The sequence below is a fragment of the Mesorhizobium neociceri genome (assembly GCF_013520985.1).
GTDB lineage: Bacteria > Pseudomonadota > Alphaproteobacteria > Rhizobiales > Rhizobiaceae > Mesorhizobium > Mesorhizobium neociceri.
This window is the reverse complement of record NZ_JACDTY010000001.1, coordinates 276,825-294,875: the sequence shown is the minus strand read 5'-3', so window position 1 is coordinate 294,875 and position 18,051 is coordinate 276,825. Positions and strand designations below refer to the sequence as shown.

Sequence of the window (18,051 nt, the reverse complement as noted above, 5' to 3'; positions counted from 1 at the left end):
CTGGCCCAGTCCAGAGCCTAGCCAACAAACTTCCGTGTCGGCCCACAGCCTGCTATGGGATGGGCGGGGCGACGGAGGAAAGTGCGCGCATAAATGAAGCCGATCTATATCGACTACCTCAATGCCCTCGATATCGAAGCCCTTGAGATGACCGACGGCGAAATCATCGCCGCCGTCGAGGCCGGACTGGTTGCGCAAGGCAATGGCCAGACGGTCATCGAGCCACGCGTCCATCTCGAACCGGATCCGGGCTTCCATGGCCATTTCAATGTGTTGCGCGGCTACGTCGCGCCGCTCGACGCGGCCGGCGTGAAAATCGTCGGCGACTATGTCGACAACTATCTGCACGGCCTGCCCTCGGAATTCGGCATCCTCAATTTGTTCGATCCGCGCACCGGCACGCCGCGCGCCATTCTCGACGCCACCGTCATCACCGACATGCGCACCGGCGCCGTCACCGCCATCGGCGCCAAGCACCTGGCGCGCAAGAATTCCAAGGTGCTGGCCCATATCGGCGCGCGCGGCACCGCCTACTGGAATGTGCGCCTGCTCGACCATCTCTTCGACTTCGACGAAATCCGCGTGCATTCGCGCCGCCCGGAAAGCCGCGACGGCTTTGCCGCCAAACTCTCCGCCGATCTCGGCAAGACGGTCACCGCGGTCGCCGACTGGGAGAGCTGCGTCAAGGGCGCCGATATCGTCGTCGAGGCTTCGCGGCTGTCGGAACCGCAGCCGCTGCTCAAGACGGAATGGATCAAGCCCGGCGCGTTCGTCGTGCCTTATGGCACGATGAGCGCGGTGGAGCTGTCACTGACCGACATCATGCAGAAAATGGTCGTCGACGATTGGGGCCAGTGCAAGGGCGGCAAGTTCGGCTCGCTGCGCGCCCATGTCGAGACCGGGCGGCTGAGCGAAAAAACGCTGCATGCCGAGCTCGGCCAGATCGCCGCCGGCCTGAAGGCCGGGCGTGAAAGCGACGACGAGACGATCCTGTTCTGGCATCGCGGCCTGTCGCTCTCCGACATTGCTTTGGGCAAGGCGATGTTGGCCAAGGCCGCGGACAAGGGCATCGGCCAGAGGCTGCGCTTCGCATGAGCGCGCTCGTCCTCACCGGCGCCGGCGTCAGCGTCGAGGATGTCGCACAGGTCGCTCGCAGCGGCCGCAAGGTCGAGGTTGAGCCCGTCGTCATCGAGAGGCTCGACAAAGCGCGCAAAGTGCTCGACCAGGCCGCCGCGTCCGGCCAGCAGATTTACGGCCTCAACACCGGGCTCGGCGCCAATCTCGGCACCTCGGTCGAAGGCGATGCCAGCGCCTTCCAGCGCCAGCTGCTGGAAGGACGCAGCGCCGCTGTCGGCGAGCCGCTGCCGCAAGAGGCGGTGCGAGCGACCATGTTTGCCCGTGCCGCGATGTTCTCTGTCGGCGGCTCGGGCATTTCGCCCGCGGTTTTCACCGCCCTCGTCGATGCGCTCAATGCCGGCGTGCATCCGGTGATGCCGCAGTTCGGCTCGATCGGCGCCGGCGATCTCGTGCTGATGACGGGGCTTGCCCGCCTGCTCACCGGCGATGGTGAGGCCGACTATCAGGGCCGGCGCATGCCAGCGGCCAAGGCGCTGATGATGGCGCGGTTGGCCCCGATCAGTCTGGCGCCGAAGGACGGGCTGTCGCTGATCAATGCCTCGGCGGTCTCAGTCGGCAGCGGTGCGCTGGCGCTGGCCGACGCGCTGTCGGCCTTCGCGCAACAACAGCAGGCCGGCGCGCTGACCATGGAAGGGTTTGGCGCCAATCGCACCATCCTCGATCCGCGCCTGCATCTGGCGCGGCCGGCCGCCTGCCAGCAACTGGCGGCAAGAGGCCTGCGCGATTTGCTTGCCCGCGATGGGGAGCCAGCGCCCACCACTTTGCAGGATCCGCTGTCGATTCGCTGCATGCCGTCGATCCACGGTGCGCTGATCCAGGCGACCGACCATGCGCGGCTGGCGCTGGAGATCGAGCTCAATGCCGCCACGGACAATCCGCTGGTGCTGGGCGATGACGGGCTGGTGCTGTCGACCGGCAATTTCCACACCGCGTCGCTAGCGCTGGCCTTCGAGACGCTCGGCCTGGCGATCGCCCAATGCGCAGCCGCAAGCGTTGCCCGCTTGATCCAGCTCTCCGGTTCCGGCCGCAACGGCCTGCCGAAATATCTGTCGCCGGTCGGCGGCGCCTCGGCCGGTTTCGTGCCGCTGCAAAAGACCGCGACGGCGATCCTGGCCGCCATTCGCCACAAGGCCAATCCCGTGATGCTGGATTTCCTGCCGGTGTCGGAAGGTGTCGAAGATCATGCAACGCAGACACCGCTCACCGTTTCGAAGTGTACCGGGATGATCGTGCTGTGGCGGCGGCTGATCGCCTTCGAACTGATGGCTGCCGCGCAAGCCGTCGACCTGCGCGAAGGGCTGACGCTGGCGCCACACACCGCTGCGATTCACACGGTGATACGCGCGCTTGTCCCAACACTGAAAGACGACCGGCCGCTCGGCATAGATGCTGAAGCGCTCTACGCCACGCTTGCTGGTGGAAACTGGCAAGCGACCTTACAATTGGCCGACCTTGTCGAGGAACAGCTTTAGCTCGGCCGGATCCATGCGCACGACATGCTTGTCCTCCGGATAGGCGCCGCTGTTGACGTCGGCGACATATTCGGAAAATGCCGCCACCCGCTCGGCTTGCAGCCGGTCATACTCGGCGGCGAAGTTACGATAGACCTTGGAGTGGCGCGGCATGTGGCCCCGGTTCTGGCCGAGAATGTCGTCGGCGAACAGATATTGCGCATCGCAGCCGGTGCCGGCTCCCATCGACAGCATGATCAGCGAGGTGCGTTCGGAAATCGCCTTGGCGACCTCGACCGGCACCACCTCGATCTCGGCGCCCAGCGCACCGACGGCCTCATACTGCTTGACCGCCTCGAAGATCTGCATGGCGGTCTCGGCGGTCTTGCCGACGGCCTTGAAGCCGCCGGTCCAGGTCGCACGGGAAGGAATGAGGCCAACATGGCCAATGACAGGAATGGCGTCATCGGCCAGCCGCTTGACGGTGGCGAAACCGGCGCTGCAATAAACGGCGTCGGCGCCGGCCTTGTAGAGCCGGAAGGCCCAGCGCAGGAAATCATCCGCCGTGCCGATTTCATAAAAGTTCTCGCCCGGCATGGTGAACAGGCTGGGGGCTGCGTCGCGATACTCAGGGTTGAGCACCAGCTCCGGCGGCACCGAGACGATGTCGACCCCTGCCCGCTCGGCGGCCTCGGCCTCATCCATGGTCAGGACGCGCAGCATGGTCAGCTGGCGCTTGCCCTTCATGGCGCGCAGATCGGCGACGGTCGGTCTCTTTCGGCTCATCGGGATGTCCCTGTTTGCTGGAATTTGATTTTCCCGGTCACCTTACCGGCCACGTAACAAGCCGGATAGAAGGCGGGTGGTTTATTCGCTATTTGGCGGCCGCCGACATATCGACCTCGTGGAACTCACCGCGATAGGGCCGCGCCGCCGGCGGCAATTCGCGCTTGAGGAAATAGTCTTCGTACTGGAGCTGCTTCAAAAGCACCGGCCAGACTTCGCGATAGGCGTGCCACATGGACGGGTTCGGCAGCGGCAGATCGTGCTTGATCAGTTCATGCAGCTTCGGCAGTGCGTGATAGGGCACCATCGGGAACATGTGATGCTCGACGTGATAATTCATGTTCCAGTAGATGAAGCGGCTGACCGGGTTCATGTAGACGGTGCGCGTGTTCAGCCGATGGTCGACGACATTGTCGGCGAGCCCGATATGCTGCAGAAGGCCGGTCAGCACCATGTGCCAGCTGCCATAGAGGCGCGGCAGGCCGATCAGCACCAGCGGCAGCCATGACCCCAGCGCGATCGCGAAAGCGATCGTCGCAACGTACACGGCGATATGCCAGCGCGCCGCTGTGACCGCCTTCGCCTGCTCCATCTCGGGGATGTAGCTCTTCTCGTCATCCGACAATCTGCCGAACACCTGCCGGACCAGCGTCGGCAGCGCGTAACGGAAATCGAGGATGCCGGTGAAGGCGAGTGCTGCCCTGAGAAGATCGGGCGGCCGCATCACCGCGATCTCGGCGTCGCGGCCCACGATGATGGTGTCGGTGTGGTGGCGGGCATGGCTCCAGCGCCACTGCACCGGATTGCGCACCAACATGAACGAGGCAATCTCATAGACGACGTCGCTCATCCAGCGTGTGCGGAAGGCGGTGCCATGGCCGCATTCATGCCAGCGCGAGTCGCTCGACGAGCCATAGAGTACGCCATAGACAAGCAGGAACGGCAACACCCACCACGTGCCCCAGAACCAAACGATGCCGGCTGCCGAGCCCAGGATCGCAGCGATCCAGATCACCGTGTCACGGATCGCCGGACCGTCGGAACGCTGCATCAGCTCCTTCATCGCCTTGCGCGGCACATCGGTGTGATACCACTCGGCTGAAGCCAGCCCGGTCTCGATGGCCCGGCGGGTGCTCTCGCCGACCAGGCTGTAATCGCGCTTTGTCTTGGCCGCCGTCGCCATCGCCTCTCGCCCTGCCCTCAAAGCCCGTTGGCGCGGAATTTCCCGTCGAGAAATGTTTTCGCGCGCGGCACGTCATCCTCGGTCAGATGCTCGATGATGACGGGGATGTTCGGGTGCTTCTCGCTGAGCCGTTTCAGATAGAGATCGTAGTTGAGCGAACCGAGACCGGGCGCCGGCAATTCGATCTCGCCGACGCCGCGGAAGGTCAGCCCCTCATGCGCGTCCGCGTCACCGATATCGGCATGCTTCTCCGTCTTGTCGCTGCCAGAGCGCTTCACGTCCTTGGCATGCGCGATGCGAATCTTGTCGGTCAGCGTGTCGAACACCTGGTTCAGCACCTGGTCCATGCGGTCGATGTTGTGCGCCTCGAAATAGTTGGTCGGGTCCATCAAAAGGCCAAGGCCGGGATGATCGACCTGCGCGAACATTTTCACCGTCTCCTCAACCGAGCCGACGACATTGTTGACATAGGTTTCGAGCAGGAACACCGCGCCATGGTCGTAGGCCGTCTGGGCAAGGTCCGAGATCACCTTGCGGCATTCCTCAAAACCTTCCTCGGTCTTGTTTTTGGGGTGATGCACCCAGTCGGATTCGGTGTTGTAGGTGCCGGTCTCCGAGATCACGTAGGGCGAGCCGAAGTCGCGCGCGTTGCGGATGATCTCCTTGAGATAACCGACGCGCTTCTCGCGCTCGGTCTTGTCAGGGTGGATGATGTTGGTGTAGCCGGAGATACAGCAGACTGGCAGATTGTGATCGCGGAACGTGTCGCGGACTTTCCTGGCCTTGTCTCCGGTGATCTGCCCGGCGGACAGATCGACATCCCTGAAATGCATGTCGAGCTGCACCGTGTTGAAACCGAGCGCGCGGATGCGCCGGGCTGCTTCTGCGAGCTCATAGGGGAAATAGCCGGTGAAGATCCCTGCCTGCATCATGATGTGAACTCCTCCCGGTAAGCGATTCAGTCGCCACGCTATTCGGCGGCCTGTTCAGTCGATCGATATCTCGGACAGTTTTACGGTGCGGCCTTCAGCCATCGAGCGATAGCCGGCCTCGACAAGCGCCATCGTCTTGACGTTGTCGGCAACGGACAGCGCCGGCGGCGTGCCCGTCTTCACCGCATGCTGCAATTGTTCCATTACGCCGATGAACGCGTGCGGGAACCACATCGTCTCCCAGCTTGGGCTGACCCATTCGCCGCCAGTCGTCTCGGTCGAGGCATAGGTCAGCGTCGAGGCCACGCCCTTCGGCCAGCCGATCGTGCCCTTTGCGACACCTTTGGTGCCATCGACGCGCCAGTTGATGTGCTGGTCGTCCTTGTAGCCCTCCTGGCGCGGGCCGGACCAGACATCCTCCAGCGACACGGCGAGGACGCCAGAGGGAAAGCGCAGCGTCGAGACGGTGATGCCGTCGGTATGGTCGAATGTGGTGCGCGGGTCCTTGCGCGTCAGCGTGGTGATCTCGTCGGGGTCTCCGAACAGGAAACGCAAGACGTCGAGATGGTGCACGCTCATATTGGCGAGCGTCAGCCGGTCGTAGCCGGCCAAGAAAGTCTGCCAGTGCGGGATCGCATGCATGTCGATCTGGGCAAAGACGATCTCGCCCAGCGCGCCGCTGTCGATGATCTGCTTCAAGACACGCATCGACTGGTCGTAGCGCATGTTCTGGTTGACCGAGAGGATCTTGCCGGACTTGGCCGCCTCGTCGCGTAGCTTGACCGCCTCCTCGACCGACAGCGCCAATGGCTTCTGCGCCAGGATCGCTTTGATGTGTGGCTGCTTCAGCGCATGGCGGATAAGTGCCGGCTGCTGGTCGGGCGGAAAGGCAAGGTCGACGATCTCGACCTGGGGATCCTCGATCAGCTGTTCCGGCGTGTCGTGGACAGTCGCAATACTCCAGCGCTTCGCCACCTTCTCGGCGCTGGCCTTGGTCCGCGAAGCGATCGCCACCACGGGAAATCCGGCCTGCGCATAGGCGGCGAGATGGCATTCGGCCATGATCATACCGGCGCCGATGCAGCCGATCCGGTATTCGCTGGTGCGAACCTTTACATCCGGCTCAAAACCCTGGCCTGCCATCCATTCCTCCCGTGAAGGACAGGATATAACGCCATGGCCGGTGGATCAGCCAAGGTCCGCTCCATCAATTCCCATCAGAACCATGGCAGCGCCAGGCTTCGGATAATTCGCGCGCCGGTCAAACGAAGAAGAATTCTTCGATCCGCTGCTTGGCCTTCCGCAGCGCCGGCAGGATATCCCGCTCCATCTCCGCCACCGAAAAACGCGCCGACTGGGTCGACATGTTGATTGCCGCCACCGTCCGCCCGGATCGGTCGGCAATCGGCACGGCGATCGAGCGCAGGCCGAGCTCCAGTTCCTCATCAACGATGGCAAAGCCATCCGCCCGAGCCGCGTCGATCGCCTTGCCAAGAGCGGCGCGACTGGTGATCGTCTTCGGCGTCCGCCGCTCGATCCTGGCTTCGGAAAGGAAGGCCTTCAGGTCGTCGGTGCCCAGCCCCGCAAGCAGGACGCGCCCCATCGAGGTGCAATGTGCCGGCAGCCTGGTGCCGACATCGAGCGACACGCTGAGGATGCGGCGGCCGGGTATGCGCGCAACATAGACGACCTCCTCGCCCGACAGAACCGCTGCGTTGCAGGCCTCATTGAATTGCCCCGCCAGCTCTCGCATGATCGGCGACGCGAACGTCCACAGCGAAGCGCCGCCGAGCCATGTCCGCACGACAGTCAGGAGACGTGGCGAAAGCGAAAACAGTCGGCCGGCCTGCGTCGCGTAACCCGTCGCGGTCAGCGTCAGCAGAAAACGCCGCGCGCCAGCGCGGGTCAGCAACGCCTCCTCGGCCATTTCGGTCAGTGTCATGCCGGCGGGATGCCGGGCAAGGATCTCCATGACCGCAAGGCCGCGCTCCAGCGAACCAACATGGTCGCGCGTCGTTCCCTCGTCGTCCATATGGCCTCCGCAAGCGACGTTATTGACTCGACGCGACGATCCGATGTAGAAGTATCGCATACAAAACATTTGTTCGCAATGCGAACTTTTGGAGTTCCCGCGATGGTCAAATTCCTGCCGCTCAAACAGGCCGTGGCCGAGAACCTGCACGATGGCGACTCTGTCGCCTTCGAAGGTTTTACCCATCTAATCCCGACGGCGGCGGCGCATGAGGCGATCCGCCAGGGATTTCGCGACCTCACGCTCATCCGCATGACCCCTGACCTGATCTACGACCAGATAATCGGCATGGGCATGGCGAAGAAGATCATCTTTTCCTATGTCGGCAATCCCGGCGTCGGCTTGCTGCGGCGCGCCCGCGATTCCATCGAGAACGGCTTCCCCCGGGCGATCGAGATCGAGGAGCACAGCCATGCCGGCATGGCCAACGCCTATGAGGCGGGTGCGGCTGGCCTGCCCTGCGCGGTGTTCCGCGGTTATCGCGGTGCCGGGCTGGTCGCCGTCAACCCGAATATCAAATCGGTCACCTGCCCGTTCACCGGCGAGGTGCTGGCGGCCGTTCCATCGATCCGCCCCGACGTCACCTTCATCCATGCGCAGAAGGCCGATAAGAAAGGCAATGTGCTGGTCGAAGGCATTATCGGCATCCAGAAGGAAGCGGTTCTCGCCGCAAAACGCGCCGTGGTGACGGTCGAGGAAGTCGTCGACGATTTCGACGATCTCCACCCCAACCTCACCGTGCTGCCGCGCTGGACGATCGCGGCGATATCGGTGGTGCCCGGCGGTTCGCACCCCTCCTACACGCATGGCTATTATGCGCGTGACAACGCAGCCTATCTCGAATGGGACGACATCGCCGCCGACCGAGAAAAGTTCCAGGCCTGGATGCAGGCCAATGTCATCGCGCGTACCGCCGACGATTTCGCGGCCCGAGTCGAGCATCTGAGGAGCGCGGCATGAGCGGCTTCACCCCCAATGAGATGATGACGATTGCCGCCAGCCGCGCGCTCAGGAACGACGATGTCTGTTTTGTCGGTATCGGCGCGCCGTCTGCCGCCTGCAACGTCGCGCGGCTGACGCACGCGCCCGACATCACGCTGATCTATGAAAGCGGCACCATCGGCACCGCGCCGGATGTGCTGCCGCTGTCGATCGGCGACGGCGAACTCTGCGACACCGCCGTCACCACCGTCTCGGTGCCGGAGATGTTCCGCTACTGGCTGCAGGGCGGCCGTATCTCCATCGGTTTCCTTGGCGCCGCGCAGCTCGACAAATTCGGCAACATCAACACCACCGTCATCGGCGACTATGCGCATCCCAAGACCCGCCTGCCCGGCGGCGGCGGCGCGCCGGAGATCGCCACCTCGTCGAAGGAGATCTACATCACCATGGCGCAGTCCAAGCGCGGCATGGTCGAGAAGATCGACTTCTTCACCTCTTTCGGTCACGGCGACGGCGGCGATCACCGCCAGCGCCTCGGCATCGACACCGCTGGGCCGACGCTGCTGATCACCGACCTCGCCATCTGGAAGCCTGACCCGGTGAGCAAGGAATTCACCGTGGTGTCGCTGCATCCCGGCGTGACGCGCCAGCAGGTTCAGGATACCTGTGGCTGGGTAGTGAAGTTCGCCGATGCGCTTGAACAGACGCCGGCGCCGACCGCGCTCGAACTGACGACACTGCGCGACCTGCAGGCCCGCACCAAGGCGGCGCACGAGGGAAGCGGAAAAGAAAAGGCTGCATGACATGGCCGAGGCCTTCATCTGTGATTACATCCGCACCCCGATCGGCCGCTTCGGCGGTTCGCTGTCCTCAGTGCGTGCCGACGATCTCGGCGCCATCCCGCTGAAGGCGCTGATCGAGCGCAATCCCGGCATCGACTGGCAAGCGGTCGACGACGTCGTCCTGGGCTGCGCCAACCAGGCCGGCGAAGACAATCGCAATGTAGCGCGCATGTCGCTGCTGCTGGCCGGATTGCCGAAGGAGGTTTCCGGCTCGACCGTCAATCGCCTGTGCGGCTCCGGCATGGATGCGCTCACCATCGCCGCCCGTGCCATCAAGGCTGGCGAGGCCGAATTGATGATCGCTGGCGGCGTCGAATCGATGAGCCGCGCGCCCTTCGTCATGCCCAAGGCCGAGACCGCCTTTTCACGCCATGCCGAGATTTACGACACCACCATCGGCTGGCGCTTCATCAACCCGCTGATGAAGAAACAGTATGGTGTCGATTCGATGCCCGAGACCGGCGAGAATGTCGCCGAGGATTTTTCGGTTTCGCGCGCCGACCAGGACGCCTTTGCCGTGCGCAGCCAGGACAAGGCTGTCGCAGCGCAGGCCAATGGCCGGCTGGCAAAAGAGATCACCCCGGTGACGATCCCGCAGAAGAAGGGCGATGCGATCGTCGTCTCCAAGGATGAGCATCCCCGTGCAGGCACCACGGTCGAGACCTTGGCCAATCTGCCGACGCCGTTCCGCCAGGGTGGCACGGTCACCGCCGGCAACGCGTCGGGCGTCAACGATGGCGCGGCGGCGCTGATCGTCGCCTCGGAAGCAGCTGTGAAAAAATACGGCCTGACGCCGATCGCCCGCATCCTCGGCGGTGCCGCTGCCGGCGTGGCGCCGCGCATCATGGGCATCGGCCCGGCGCCGGCGACGAAAAAGCTCTGTGCCCGCCTCGGCCTGACGCCGCAACAATTCGATGTCATCGAACTCAACGAAGCCTTCGCCTCCCAGGGCATCGCCGTGCTCCGCCAACTCGGCATCGGTGAGGACGCGGATTACGTCAACCCGAATGGCGGCGCCATTGCGCTCGGCCATCCGCTCGGCATGTCGGGCGCCCGCATATCAGGTACGGCAGCGCTGGAATTGCGCGAACGCGGCGGCCGCTATGCGCTGGCCACCATGTGCATCGGTGTCGGCCAAGGGATCGCGGTGGCGCTCGAACGGGTTTGACGGCTTCCACCGATCAATAGGGAAGTCCGACGTAGTTCTCGGCCAGCGCGGTCGACGCCGCCTGCGAATGCACGAGATAGTCGAGCTCGGCCTCCTGGATGCGCTGGCCGAAATCGCCCATATCGGGAAAGCGATGCAGCATCGTCGTCATCCACCAGGAGAAGCGCACCGCCTTCCAGACCCTGGCCAGCGCCTTGGCCGAATAGGCGTCGAGCCCGGCCTGCGATTTCCCCAGATAGAATTCGCGAAGTCCGGCAAAGAGATAGCAAACGTCGCTGGCGGCAAGGTTGAGCCCTTTGGCGCCGGTCGGCGGCACGATGTGAGCGGCGTCGCCAACCAGGAACAGCCGGCCGAAGCGCATCGGCTCGGCGACGAAGGAACGCAACGGCGCGATCGACTTTTCGAAGGACGGGCCGGTGACGACGGCGGCAGCGGTCCGTTCCGGCAGACGGCGCCGCAACTCATCCCAGAAGCGGTCGTCGCTCCAGGCTTCGACGCGCTCGTCGGCCGGGACCTGCACATAGTAGCGGCTGCGATGGGTCGAGCGCATCGAGCACAGCGCAAAGCCGCGCTCGTGATTGGCATAGACCAGTTCGTGATCGGCCGGCGGCACTTCGGCCAGCACGCCCAGCCAGCCGAAGGGATAAGTCCGCTCGAAGGTTTTCAGCGCGCGCTCAGGCACCGATTTGCGGCTGACGCCATGATAGCCGTCGCAGCCGGCGATGAAGTCGCAGTCGATGCGATGGCTGACGCCATCCTTTTCATACGTGACGAAAGGCGCTTCGCCGTCGAAACCGTGCAGCACAACGTTTGCCGCCTCGTAGACAGTGGTCAGGCCCGCCGCCTCGCGTTTGTCCATCAGATCGTGCGTCACTTCGGTCTGGCCGTAGACGGTGACGTGCCTGCCGCCGGTCAGCGCCGACAGGTCGAGCCGGTGCAGGCTGCCGCCGAAGGCGAGCGAGATGCCGGCATGCGGCAGACCCTCGGCATGCAGCCTTGCAGCCGCGCCCGCCTCCTCCAGCAACTCGACCGTGCCCTGTTCGAGCACCCCTGCCCGCACCCGGCCAAGCACGTGCTCCCGGCTCGAACGCTCGAGGATCACCGTCTCGACGCCGATGCTGCTGAGCAGCTGGCCGAGCAGCAGGCCAGACGGTCCCGAGCCGACGATGACGATTTTTGTGCGCATCAGTGCCCCAGGCTTTCGATCTGTCCGGTAAGTTCCGCGGCAAGCCGTAATGCAGCCGCGGTCGCAACCGCCATTTGCGGCAAGAGCAGCCATTCCAGCGTCCAGGCAGCGCCGGACCGCTCCTGCTCATGCACCAGCGCCTGATGCATGCCGGAAAGCTGCGTGGCGTTGAAGCGCGCCAGCGTCACCAAGACCTCCGCCTTCACCGGGTTCTGCTTGTGCGGCATGGCCGATGAACCGCCGCCGCCGGACAGCTTGATGTCCGTGCCGGCCTGCGCCATCAGGGCGATGTCCTGGCCGAACTTGCCGAGGCTGCCGGTCACCAGCGACAGCCAACCTGCAAAATCAGCGAGCGCATCGCGCTGGCTGTGCCATTGCGGCGCGTCGCCAAGGCTGAGTTTAGCAGCAAGCGCCGCGCGCACCGCCGGTCCCTTGTCGCCGAGCTTTTCCAGCGTGCCGGCGGCGCCGCCAAACTGCACCACAAGCAGGCGTGGCGACTGTTGCGACAATCTCTGCCGATGCCGTTGCAGCGGCGCGCGCCACGCCGCAACACGGTCCGACACGCGGATGGAGATCGCCGGCTGCATGCGTGTCATCCCGGTGAACGCCTTGTCACCGAAGCGTTCTTCCAGCGCCGTAAGCCGCAGGATGTTTTCGGTCAGCAGAAGATCAAGATGATCGATCACCTGGCGCAGCCGAAGCACCAGGCCAGTGTCGATGACATCCTGGCTGGTTGCGCCGAAATGCACGCTGGCATCGTGCGGCGCGCCGACCGCAGCCTTCAACTGACGCACCAGTTCGGGAACGATCACCCCGTCTTTCGCCACACCGGCTCGCAGCCGCGTGGTATCCGGTTTGTAGGACAACAGGACAGACACGATCGCCGCCGCGGCATCCTTGCCGATGATCCCGCTTTCGGCTTGCGCCTGCGCCAGCGCGCGCTCGAAGTCGAGCATCGTATCGATTTCCGCATCGGCGGAAAAATGCCGTGCTGCCTCCTCGTCGCCGAGAAGGCCGGACAGCAGCGGATGGTCGAACGGCGATACGGTCATGCGCGGGTCTCACAGAGCAATTCCAGGAAAAGTGTGAAGTGGTTTTCCGTCCGGAAGTGCGTCAGAAAAGGAGCTAGAGCCGTTCAGTGTTTCCGTGAAACGATGAACCGCTCTAGCTGTCGAAGAAGACCGTTTCCTTCTCCCCCTGGAGATGGACATCGAAAATGTAGGCATCGCCTTGCCGCTCGGCGATCAGCGTCGGCACACGCACTCGGTGCTCGATGCGGGCCAGGATCGGATCCTCGGCATTGGCCCTTGCCTCGTCGGAAAAATATAGCCGCGTGTGGAGACCTATGTTGATGCCGCGGGCGACGATCCACAGGCTGATATGCGGCGCCATCAACCGCCCGTCGCCGAACGGCACGCGTCCGGGCTTGATCGTCTGAAAACTGCACAGGCCGGTTTCCATGTCGGTTGGCTGGCGGCCCCAGCACTGGAAATCCGGATCGGCATCGCCGCGCAACTCGGCCGGCGAATTGTAGAAGCCGTTGGCATCCGCCTGCCAGATCTCGATCAACGCATCCCTGAGCGGCGTGCCGGTGCCGTCGAGCACGCGGATGCGCAAGCCGATGCGCTCGCCCTTGGTCTTGTCGTTGAGCATCGTCGCGCCGAGGTCGGTCGGATAGACGCCGCCGATGCCGCCGAAATTCGGCGTCAGTCCGATATGCACATAAGGCCCCGCCGTCTGCGACGGACTTTCCTTCAGCCGGGTGAGCGACTGCGCCATCAATTGCCCTCCGGCCGGTTTTCGAACAGCGAGGCGCGGCGTCCGCGCAGCACGATGTCGAACTTATAGGCCCGCGCGTCGAACGGGATCGTGGCCTGCATGTCGAGCGCGGCGATCAGCGTCTCAACGGCCGCCTTGTCGCGGATACCGCGCACGATCGGGCACCGCCAGATCAGCGGGTCGCCCTCGAAATACATCTGCGTGACCAGCCGCTGCGCAAAGCCATGGCCGAACACCGAGAAATGGATATGCGAGGGTCGCCAGTCATTCGGCCCATTCGGCCAGGGATAGGGGCCGGGCTTCACCGTGCGAAACGCATAGCCGCCGTCGGCGTCGGTGATGGTGCGGCCGCAGCCGCCGAAATTCGGATCGAGCGGCGCGAGATAGCCGTCCTTCTTGTGGCGGTAGCGGCCGCCTGCATTGGCCTGCCAGAATTCGAGCAGCGCGCCTGACACACCAACGCCGCGCTCGTCGAGCACCCGGCCATAGACGATGATGCGCTCGCCGATTGCGCTTTCGCCGGGCTTTGCGAAATTGTGGATCAGATCATCGTCGAGTTCGCCCAGAATGGCGTGGCCGAACACCGGACCGGTGATTTCCGACGCCGTGTTGTCGAAGGCAAGCAGCGCCTTCTGCGGCGAGCGCAGCACCGACGTCTTGTAGTCCGGCGTCAGCGCCGGCGGATGCCAGCTCCTGTCGCGCTGGAAGAAGGCGCCGGTCTCGGGCCTGCGGTTCGAGCCGGCATCAGCTGGCATGGCCATTCCTGCTTCCGTCCATTTCCGAAAACACTTCCTTGGCGATCCTGAAGGCGCGGTTGGCCGCCGGCACGCCGGCATAGATCGCGACATGCAGGAACGCTTCGCGGATGTCGTCACGCGACGCCCCGGTGTTGGCGGTGGCGCGCACATGCATGGCGACCTCTTCATCATGGCCGAGTGCGGCGAGCAGGGCCAGCGTCACGATCGAGCGCTCGCGCTTGCTAAAACCCGGCCGTGCCCACACCGTCCCCCAGGCTGCCTCGGTGATCAGCTCCTGGAACGGCCGGTCGAAATCGGTGACGGCATCCTCGCTGCGATCGACATGCGGGTCGCCGAGCACCGAGCGCCGCACCGTCAGCCCGGCCCGGTATCTGGTTTCGTTCTTGGACACTTCATCCATGGATCTGCTTTCTCTGAGGAAGCGACGCGACAAATTCTCGGATCAGGGCGATCAGCGCCCCGGGTTGCTCGACGCAAGGGATGTGGCCGGCATCGCGGATGATCTCAAAGCGCGCGCCGGGAATGAGGTCGGCCAGCCAGCGGACGAGGTCCGGCGGCGTCGAGCCGTCCTGGTCGCCGACGACGCAAAGCGTGGGCACGGCGATGGCCTGCGCTGCCTGGGTGAAATCCGCATCGCGGACCGCGGCACAGGTTCCGGCATAGCCGGCCACGGCCTGCCGGGTCATCATGTTCCAATAGCCGTCGAGCTCGGCGACACGTTCCGCGTGGAAGGCCGGCGTGAACCACACCTTGAGCACCGCGTCGGCGATAGCCTGAATGCCTTTGCTTTCGACTGTTGCGATGCGCGTATTCCAGCTGTCGGCTGTGCCGATCTTGTGCGCGGTGTCACACAGGATGAGGCCTTCGACGAGTTCGGGGCGCCGCGCGTAAAACCCTTGCGCGACCAGGCCGCCGACCGACAGGCCGCAGAGCACGACATTGGTCAGCCCGAAATGATCGATGAGGCCGGAGAGATCGTCGACATGATCGTCGATCGAGGAGATGCCGCCAATGTCGGACAGCCCGTGGCCGCGCTTGTCGTAAACCAGCAAGGGCATGTCAGCGTTCAAGTCGTCCACCACTTGGTCCCAGATGCGGAAATCGGTGCCGAGCGAATTGATGAACACGACCGGTCTCGCACTGCCCTCCGCCTTGAAGTGACGATGGTGCAGCGTGATGCCGCCAATGTTGACGAATGGCACGATTTCGATCCTCCGTGTCCACATTGCACAAGGCATTTGGTTTGGTAAAATGATATTTTGCGCCGTTTCATTAACTGAGAGGTTACGAAAACCATGTCCGAAAGCCGCATAAGGTTCCGTCACCTGCAGGCATTCCTGGAAGTAGCGCGGCAAGGCAGCGTGGCGAGGGCGGCCGATTTTCTTCATGTCAGTCCGCCGGCGGTGACCAAGACACTGCGCGAGCTGGAGGAGGCGCTTGGCATCGCCGTTGTCGAACGCGACGGCCGAGGCATCAGGGTTACGCGGCTCGGCGAAATCTTCCTTGGCCATGCCGGCACGGCGATCACCGCTTTAAAGCGCGGCGTCGATTCCGTCAGGCAGGACGGCGCCATCAACCGCCATCCGATACGCATCGGCGCCCTGCCCACGGTGTCGGCCAGGGTCATGCCGCTCGCCATGAGCCTGTTCCTGAGTGAGAACACCGGCGCGGCGATCAAGATCGTTACCGGCGAGAATGCGGTGCTGCTCGAACAGTTGCGCGTCGGCGCGCTCGACCTCGTCGTCGGCCGGCTGGCGGCGCCGGAAAACATGACCGGCTTCTTCTTCGAGCATCTCTATTCCGAACAGGTGCTGTTCGTGGTGCGGGCCGGCCACCCGCTGGCGCAGCCGGGCCAGGACATCTTCGCGCGGCTCGACGAATTCCCGGTGCTGATGCCGACGCGGGAATCGGTCATCCGCCCGTTTGTCGACCGCCTGTTCATCACCAACGGTATGACCGCGCCGGCGACCGAGATCGAGACCGTCTCGGATTCCTTCGGCCGCGCCTTCCTGCGGCAAAGCAATGCCGTCTGGATCATCTCGACCGGCGTCGTCGCCAATGAAATCTCCAGCGGAGCCTTCGTCGCTCTGCCCGTCAACACCGAGGAAACCAAGGGACCCGTCGGGCTGACCATGCGCACCGACACAGCCCCCTCGCCGGCCTTCGCCATCCTGCTGAAAACCATCCGCGAGGCAGCCAGCCGAGGCGGCTGAGGCAGTTGTCTTTTACCGAGGGCGCAGCAATCGGGTCAGTCGCGGCAGGCGACGTGGAATGCGGAATTCTCGTAACCCCAGGGTTAACGAAACACCGCAAAATATCATTTTACCAAACCAAACGCCTGGGGCACTGTGGCAATGGGAGGATCGAAATCGTGCCGTTTGCCGGCATTGGCGGCGTTCCGCTGCCGCCTCAAAGCCAGCCGGGGCATATCCGATCTGAACGACGGGCGGCACCGATTTTGAGCAGGCCGGCGGTCGCCTCCAGGCACCGCCAGGAAAGGGAGGAATATCAGCATGACCTCAAGCACATCCGGCGTCTCGCGGCGCCAGTTCATCGCTACATCGATCGCCGGCGGAGCGGCACTTGCACTCGGTCGCGGCAAGGCCTTCGCGCAAGCCGCCGACACACTCAAGGTCGGCTTTGTCAGCCCGCGCACCGGCCCGCTCGCCGGCTTCGGCCAGACCGACGGCTATGTGCTCGACCTCGCCCGCAAGGCGCTCGCCGGTGGCCTCGACATCGGTGGCAAGAAATACAGCGTCGAGATCATCGACCAGGACACGCAGTCCGATCCATCCCGCGCCGGCCAGCTCGCCAAGGACCTGATCAACAACCAGGCCGTCGACCTGATGCTGGCGGTGTCGACGCCGGAGGTGATCAATCCGGTTGCCGACGCCTGCGAAGCCGCCGGTGTGCCTTGCCTTTCCACCGTCATGCCGTGGGAGGCCTGGTATTTCGGCCGTGGCGCCAAGCCCGGCGCACCCTCGCCGTTCAAGTGGACCTATCATTTCGGCTTCGGCGTCGACGAGTTCTTCCGGACCTACATCTCGCAATGGAACCTCATCGAGACCAACAAGAAGGTCGGCGTCATGTACCCCAACGACGCCGACGGCAACGCCATCCGCACCCATCTGGCGCCGCTTCTGGCCAAGCAGGGTTTTACCATCGTCGATCCCGGCGCCTACGAGACCGGCACCACCGACTATTCCTCGCAGATCGCGCTGTTCAAGCAGGAAGGTGTCGAGATATTCAACTCCTTCCCGATCCCGCCGGACTTCGCCGCCTTCTGGCGTCAGGCAGCACAGCAAGGCCTGATCAAGCAGATCAAGATCTGCCAGGTCGCCAAGACCGGGCTGTTCCCGTCCGACATCGAGGCGCTTGGCGATCTCGGCAACAAGATTTCGAGCGCCGCCTACTGGCACAAGGCCTTCCCCTACAAGTCGCCGCTGACCGGCGTTTCGGGAGCCGAGCTTGCCGACGGCTATGAGGCGGCGAGCGGCAAGCAGTGGACGCAGCAGCTCGGCGCTTCGATGTCGCTGCTCGACGCCGGCTTCGAAGCGCTGAAGGCCAGCACCGACGCCAAGGACAAGGCGGCGGTCGCCAAGGCGCTGAGCACGCTCAACACCGAGACCATGATCGGCAAGGTCGACTTCACCAGCGGCCCGGTCGCCAGTGTCTCGCCCGGCCCGATTATCGGGACGCAGTGGGTGGCCGCCAAGGAAGGCAGCAAATTCCCGCTCGACTATGTCGTGACCGAGAACGCCACCGACCCGAAGGTGCCGGTCGAAGCCAAGCTCCAGCCGTATAACGGCTGACGAACGGTACGGGGATCGCATCGTGAACGGTTCACCAAACGCT

At 64.0% G+C, this 18,051-nt stretch carries 18 protein-coding genes; 7 read left to right on the top strand and 11 right to left on the bottom strand.

Features of this window, described 5'->3' with window-relative positions; all coding sequences use genetic code 11:
• Positions 1-93 precede the first annotated feature (93 nt).
• Positions 94-1,095 (top strand): ornithine cyclodeaminase family protein, encoded by a 1,002-nt coding sequence (locus H0241_RS01310; RefSeq protein WP_181055627.1) that lies wholly within the window; start codon positions 94-96, stop codon positions 1,093-1,095.
• Positions 1,092-2,609 (top strand): HAL/PAL/TAL family ammonia-lyase, encoded by a 1,518-nt coding sequence (locus H0241_RS01305; protein WP_181055626.1) that lies wholly within the window; start codon positions 1,092-1,094, stop codon positions 2,607-2,609. The genes H0241_RS01310 and H0241_RS01305 overlap by 4 nt, the downstream gene beginning before the upstream one ends.
• Here H0241_RS01305 and H0241_RS01300 read toward each other — a convergent pair.
• From H0241_RS01300 to H0241_RS01280, 5 genes are all read right to left on the bottom strand, one after another.
• Positions 2,574-3,374, bottom strand: coding sequence for a 3-methyl-2-oxobutanoate hydroxymethyltransferase (locus tag H0241_RS01300; protein WP_181055625.1), 801 nt, complete (start codon positions 3,372-3,374; stop codon positions 2,574-2,576). The genes H0241_RS01305 and H0241_RS01300 overlap by 36 nt on opposite strands.
• Before the next feature lie 88 nt (positions 3,375-3,462).
• The gene (locus H0241_RS01295) at positions 3,463-4,557 is read right to left on the bottom strand and encodes a fatty acid desaturase family protein (protein WP_181055624.1); all 1,095 of its coding nucleotides are present in this window, start codon (positions 4,555-4,557) and stop codon (positions 3,463-3,465) included.
• A gap of 17 nt (positions 4,558-4,574) precedes the next feature.
• Positions 4,575-5,489 carry a sugar phosphate isomerase/epimerase family protein gene (locus H0241_RS01290; RefSeq protein WP_181055623.1) on the bottom strand — a complete coding sequence of 305 codons (915 nt, stop codon included), beginning with the start codon at positions 5,487-5,489 and terminating at the stop codon, positions 4,575-4,577.
• Between the two features lie 54 nt (positions 5,490-5,543).
• On the bottom strand, positions 5,544-6,632 hold the full coding sequence (locus H0241_RS01285) for a Gfo/Idh/MocA family protein (protein ID WP_181055622.1): 1,089 nt from the start codon (positions 6,630-6,632) through the stop codon (positions 5,544-5,546).
• 118 nt (positions 6,633-6,750) lie between these two features.
• A complete protein-coding gene (locus H0241_RS01280; protein WP_181055621.1) occupies positions 6,751-7,521 on the bottom strand; it encodes an IclR family transcriptional regulator domain-containing protein in 771 nt (256 codons plus the stop codon).
• Between the two features lie 102 nt (positions 7,522-7,623).
• On the opposite strand from H0241_RS01280, the gene H0241_RS01275 reads away from it, so the two are divergent.
• Genes H0241_RS01275 through pcaF form a run of 3 tightly spaced genes read left to right on the top strand, consistent with a single transcriptional unit; the run spans position 7,624 to position 10,473 of the window.
• The gene (locus H0241_RS01275; protein WP_181055620.1) at positions 7,624-8,481 is read left to right on the top strand and encodes a CoA transferase subunit A; all 858 of its coding nucleotides are present in this window, start codon (positions 7,624-7,626) and stop codon (positions 8,479-8,481) included.
• On the top strand, positions 8,478-9,266 hold the full coding sequence (locus H0241_RS01270) for a CoA-transferase subunit beta (protein ID WP_181055619.1): 789 nt from the start codon (positions 8,478-8,480) through the stop codon (positions 9,264-9,266). The genes H0241_RS01275 and H0241_RS01270 overlap by 4 nt, the downstream gene beginning before the upstream one ends.
• A gap of 1 nt (position 9,267) precedes the next feature.
• Positions 9,268-10,473 (top strand): 3-oxoadipyl-CoA thiolase, encoded by a 1,206-nt coding sequence (gene pcaF, locus H0241_RS01265; RefSeq protein ID WP_181055618.1) that lies wholly within the window; start codon positions 9,268-9,270, stop codon positions 10,471-10,473.
• Positions 10,474-10,486: 13 nt separating this feature from the next.
• Here pcaF and pobA read toward each other — a convergent pair whose 3' ends face one another.
• The 6 genes from pobA to pcaD form a co-directional block, all read right to left on the bottom strand.
• The gene (pobA, locus tag H0241_RS01260; RefSeq protein WP_181055617.1) at positions 10,487-11,659 is read right to left on the bottom strand and encodes a 4-hydroxybenzoate 3-monooxygenase; all 1,173 of its coding nucleotides are present in this window, start codon (positions 11,657-11,659) and stop codon (positions 10,487-10,489) included.
• Positions 11,659-12,711 (bottom strand): 3-carboxy-cis,cis-muconate cycloisomerase, encoded by a 1,053-nt coding sequence (locus H0241_RS01255; RefSeq protein ID WP_181055616.1) that lies wholly within the window; start codon positions 12,709-12,711, stop codon positions 11,659-11,661. Before H0241_RS01255 ends, pobA begins: the two co-directional genes overlap by 1 nt.
• A gap of 112 nt (positions 12,712-12,823) precedes the next feature.
• Entirely contained in the window at positions 12,824-13,438 is a 615-nt protein-coding gene (gene pcaG / locus H0241_RS01250; RefSeq protein WP_181055615.1) for a protocatechuate 3,4-dioxygenase subunit alpha, read from the bottom strand.
• On the bottom strand, positions 13,438-14,193 hold the full coding sequence (pcaH, locus tag H0241_RS01245; protein ID WP_181056141.1) for a protocatechuate 3,4-dioxygenase subunit beta: 756 nt from the start codon (positions 14,191-14,193) through the stop codon (positions 13,438-13,440). The genes pcaG and pcaH overlap by 1 nt, the downstream gene beginning before the upstream one ends.
• A complete protein-coding gene (gene pcaC / locus H0241_RS01240) occupies positions 14,183-14,596 on the bottom strand; it encodes a 4-carboxymuconolactone decarboxylase (protein WP_181055614.1) in 414 nt (137 codons plus the stop codon). Before pcaC ends, pcaH begins: the two co-directional genes overlap by 11 nt.
• Complete coding sequence (gene pcaD, locus H0241_RS01235) at positions 14,589-15,398, bottom strand: 3-oxoadipate enol-lactonase (protein ID WP_181055613.1); 810 nt, start codon at positions 15,396-15,398, stop codon at positions 14,589-14,591. The genes pcaC and pcaD overlap by 8 nt, the downstream gene beginning before the upstream one ends.
• A gap of 93 nt (positions 15,399-15,491) precedes the next feature.
• Between pcaD and pcaQ the strand changes: the two genes are divergently transcribed.
• Positions 15,492-16,409 carry a pca operon transcription factor PcaQ gene (gene pcaQ, locus H0241_RS01230; protein ID WP_181055612.1) on the top strand — a complete coding sequence of 306 codons (918 nt, stop codon included), beginning with the start codon at positions 15,492-15,494 and terminating at the stop codon, positions 16,407-16,409.
• Between the two features lie 300 nt (positions 16,410-16,709).
• Positions 16,710-18,008 carry an ABC transporter substrate-binding protein gene (locus H0241_RS01225; protein ID WP_181055611.1) on the top strand — a complete coding sequence of 433 codons (1,299 nt, stop codon included), beginning with the start codon at positions 16,710-16,712 and terminating at the stop codon, positions 18,006-18,008.
• Positions 18,009-18,051: the final 43 nt, after the last annotated feature.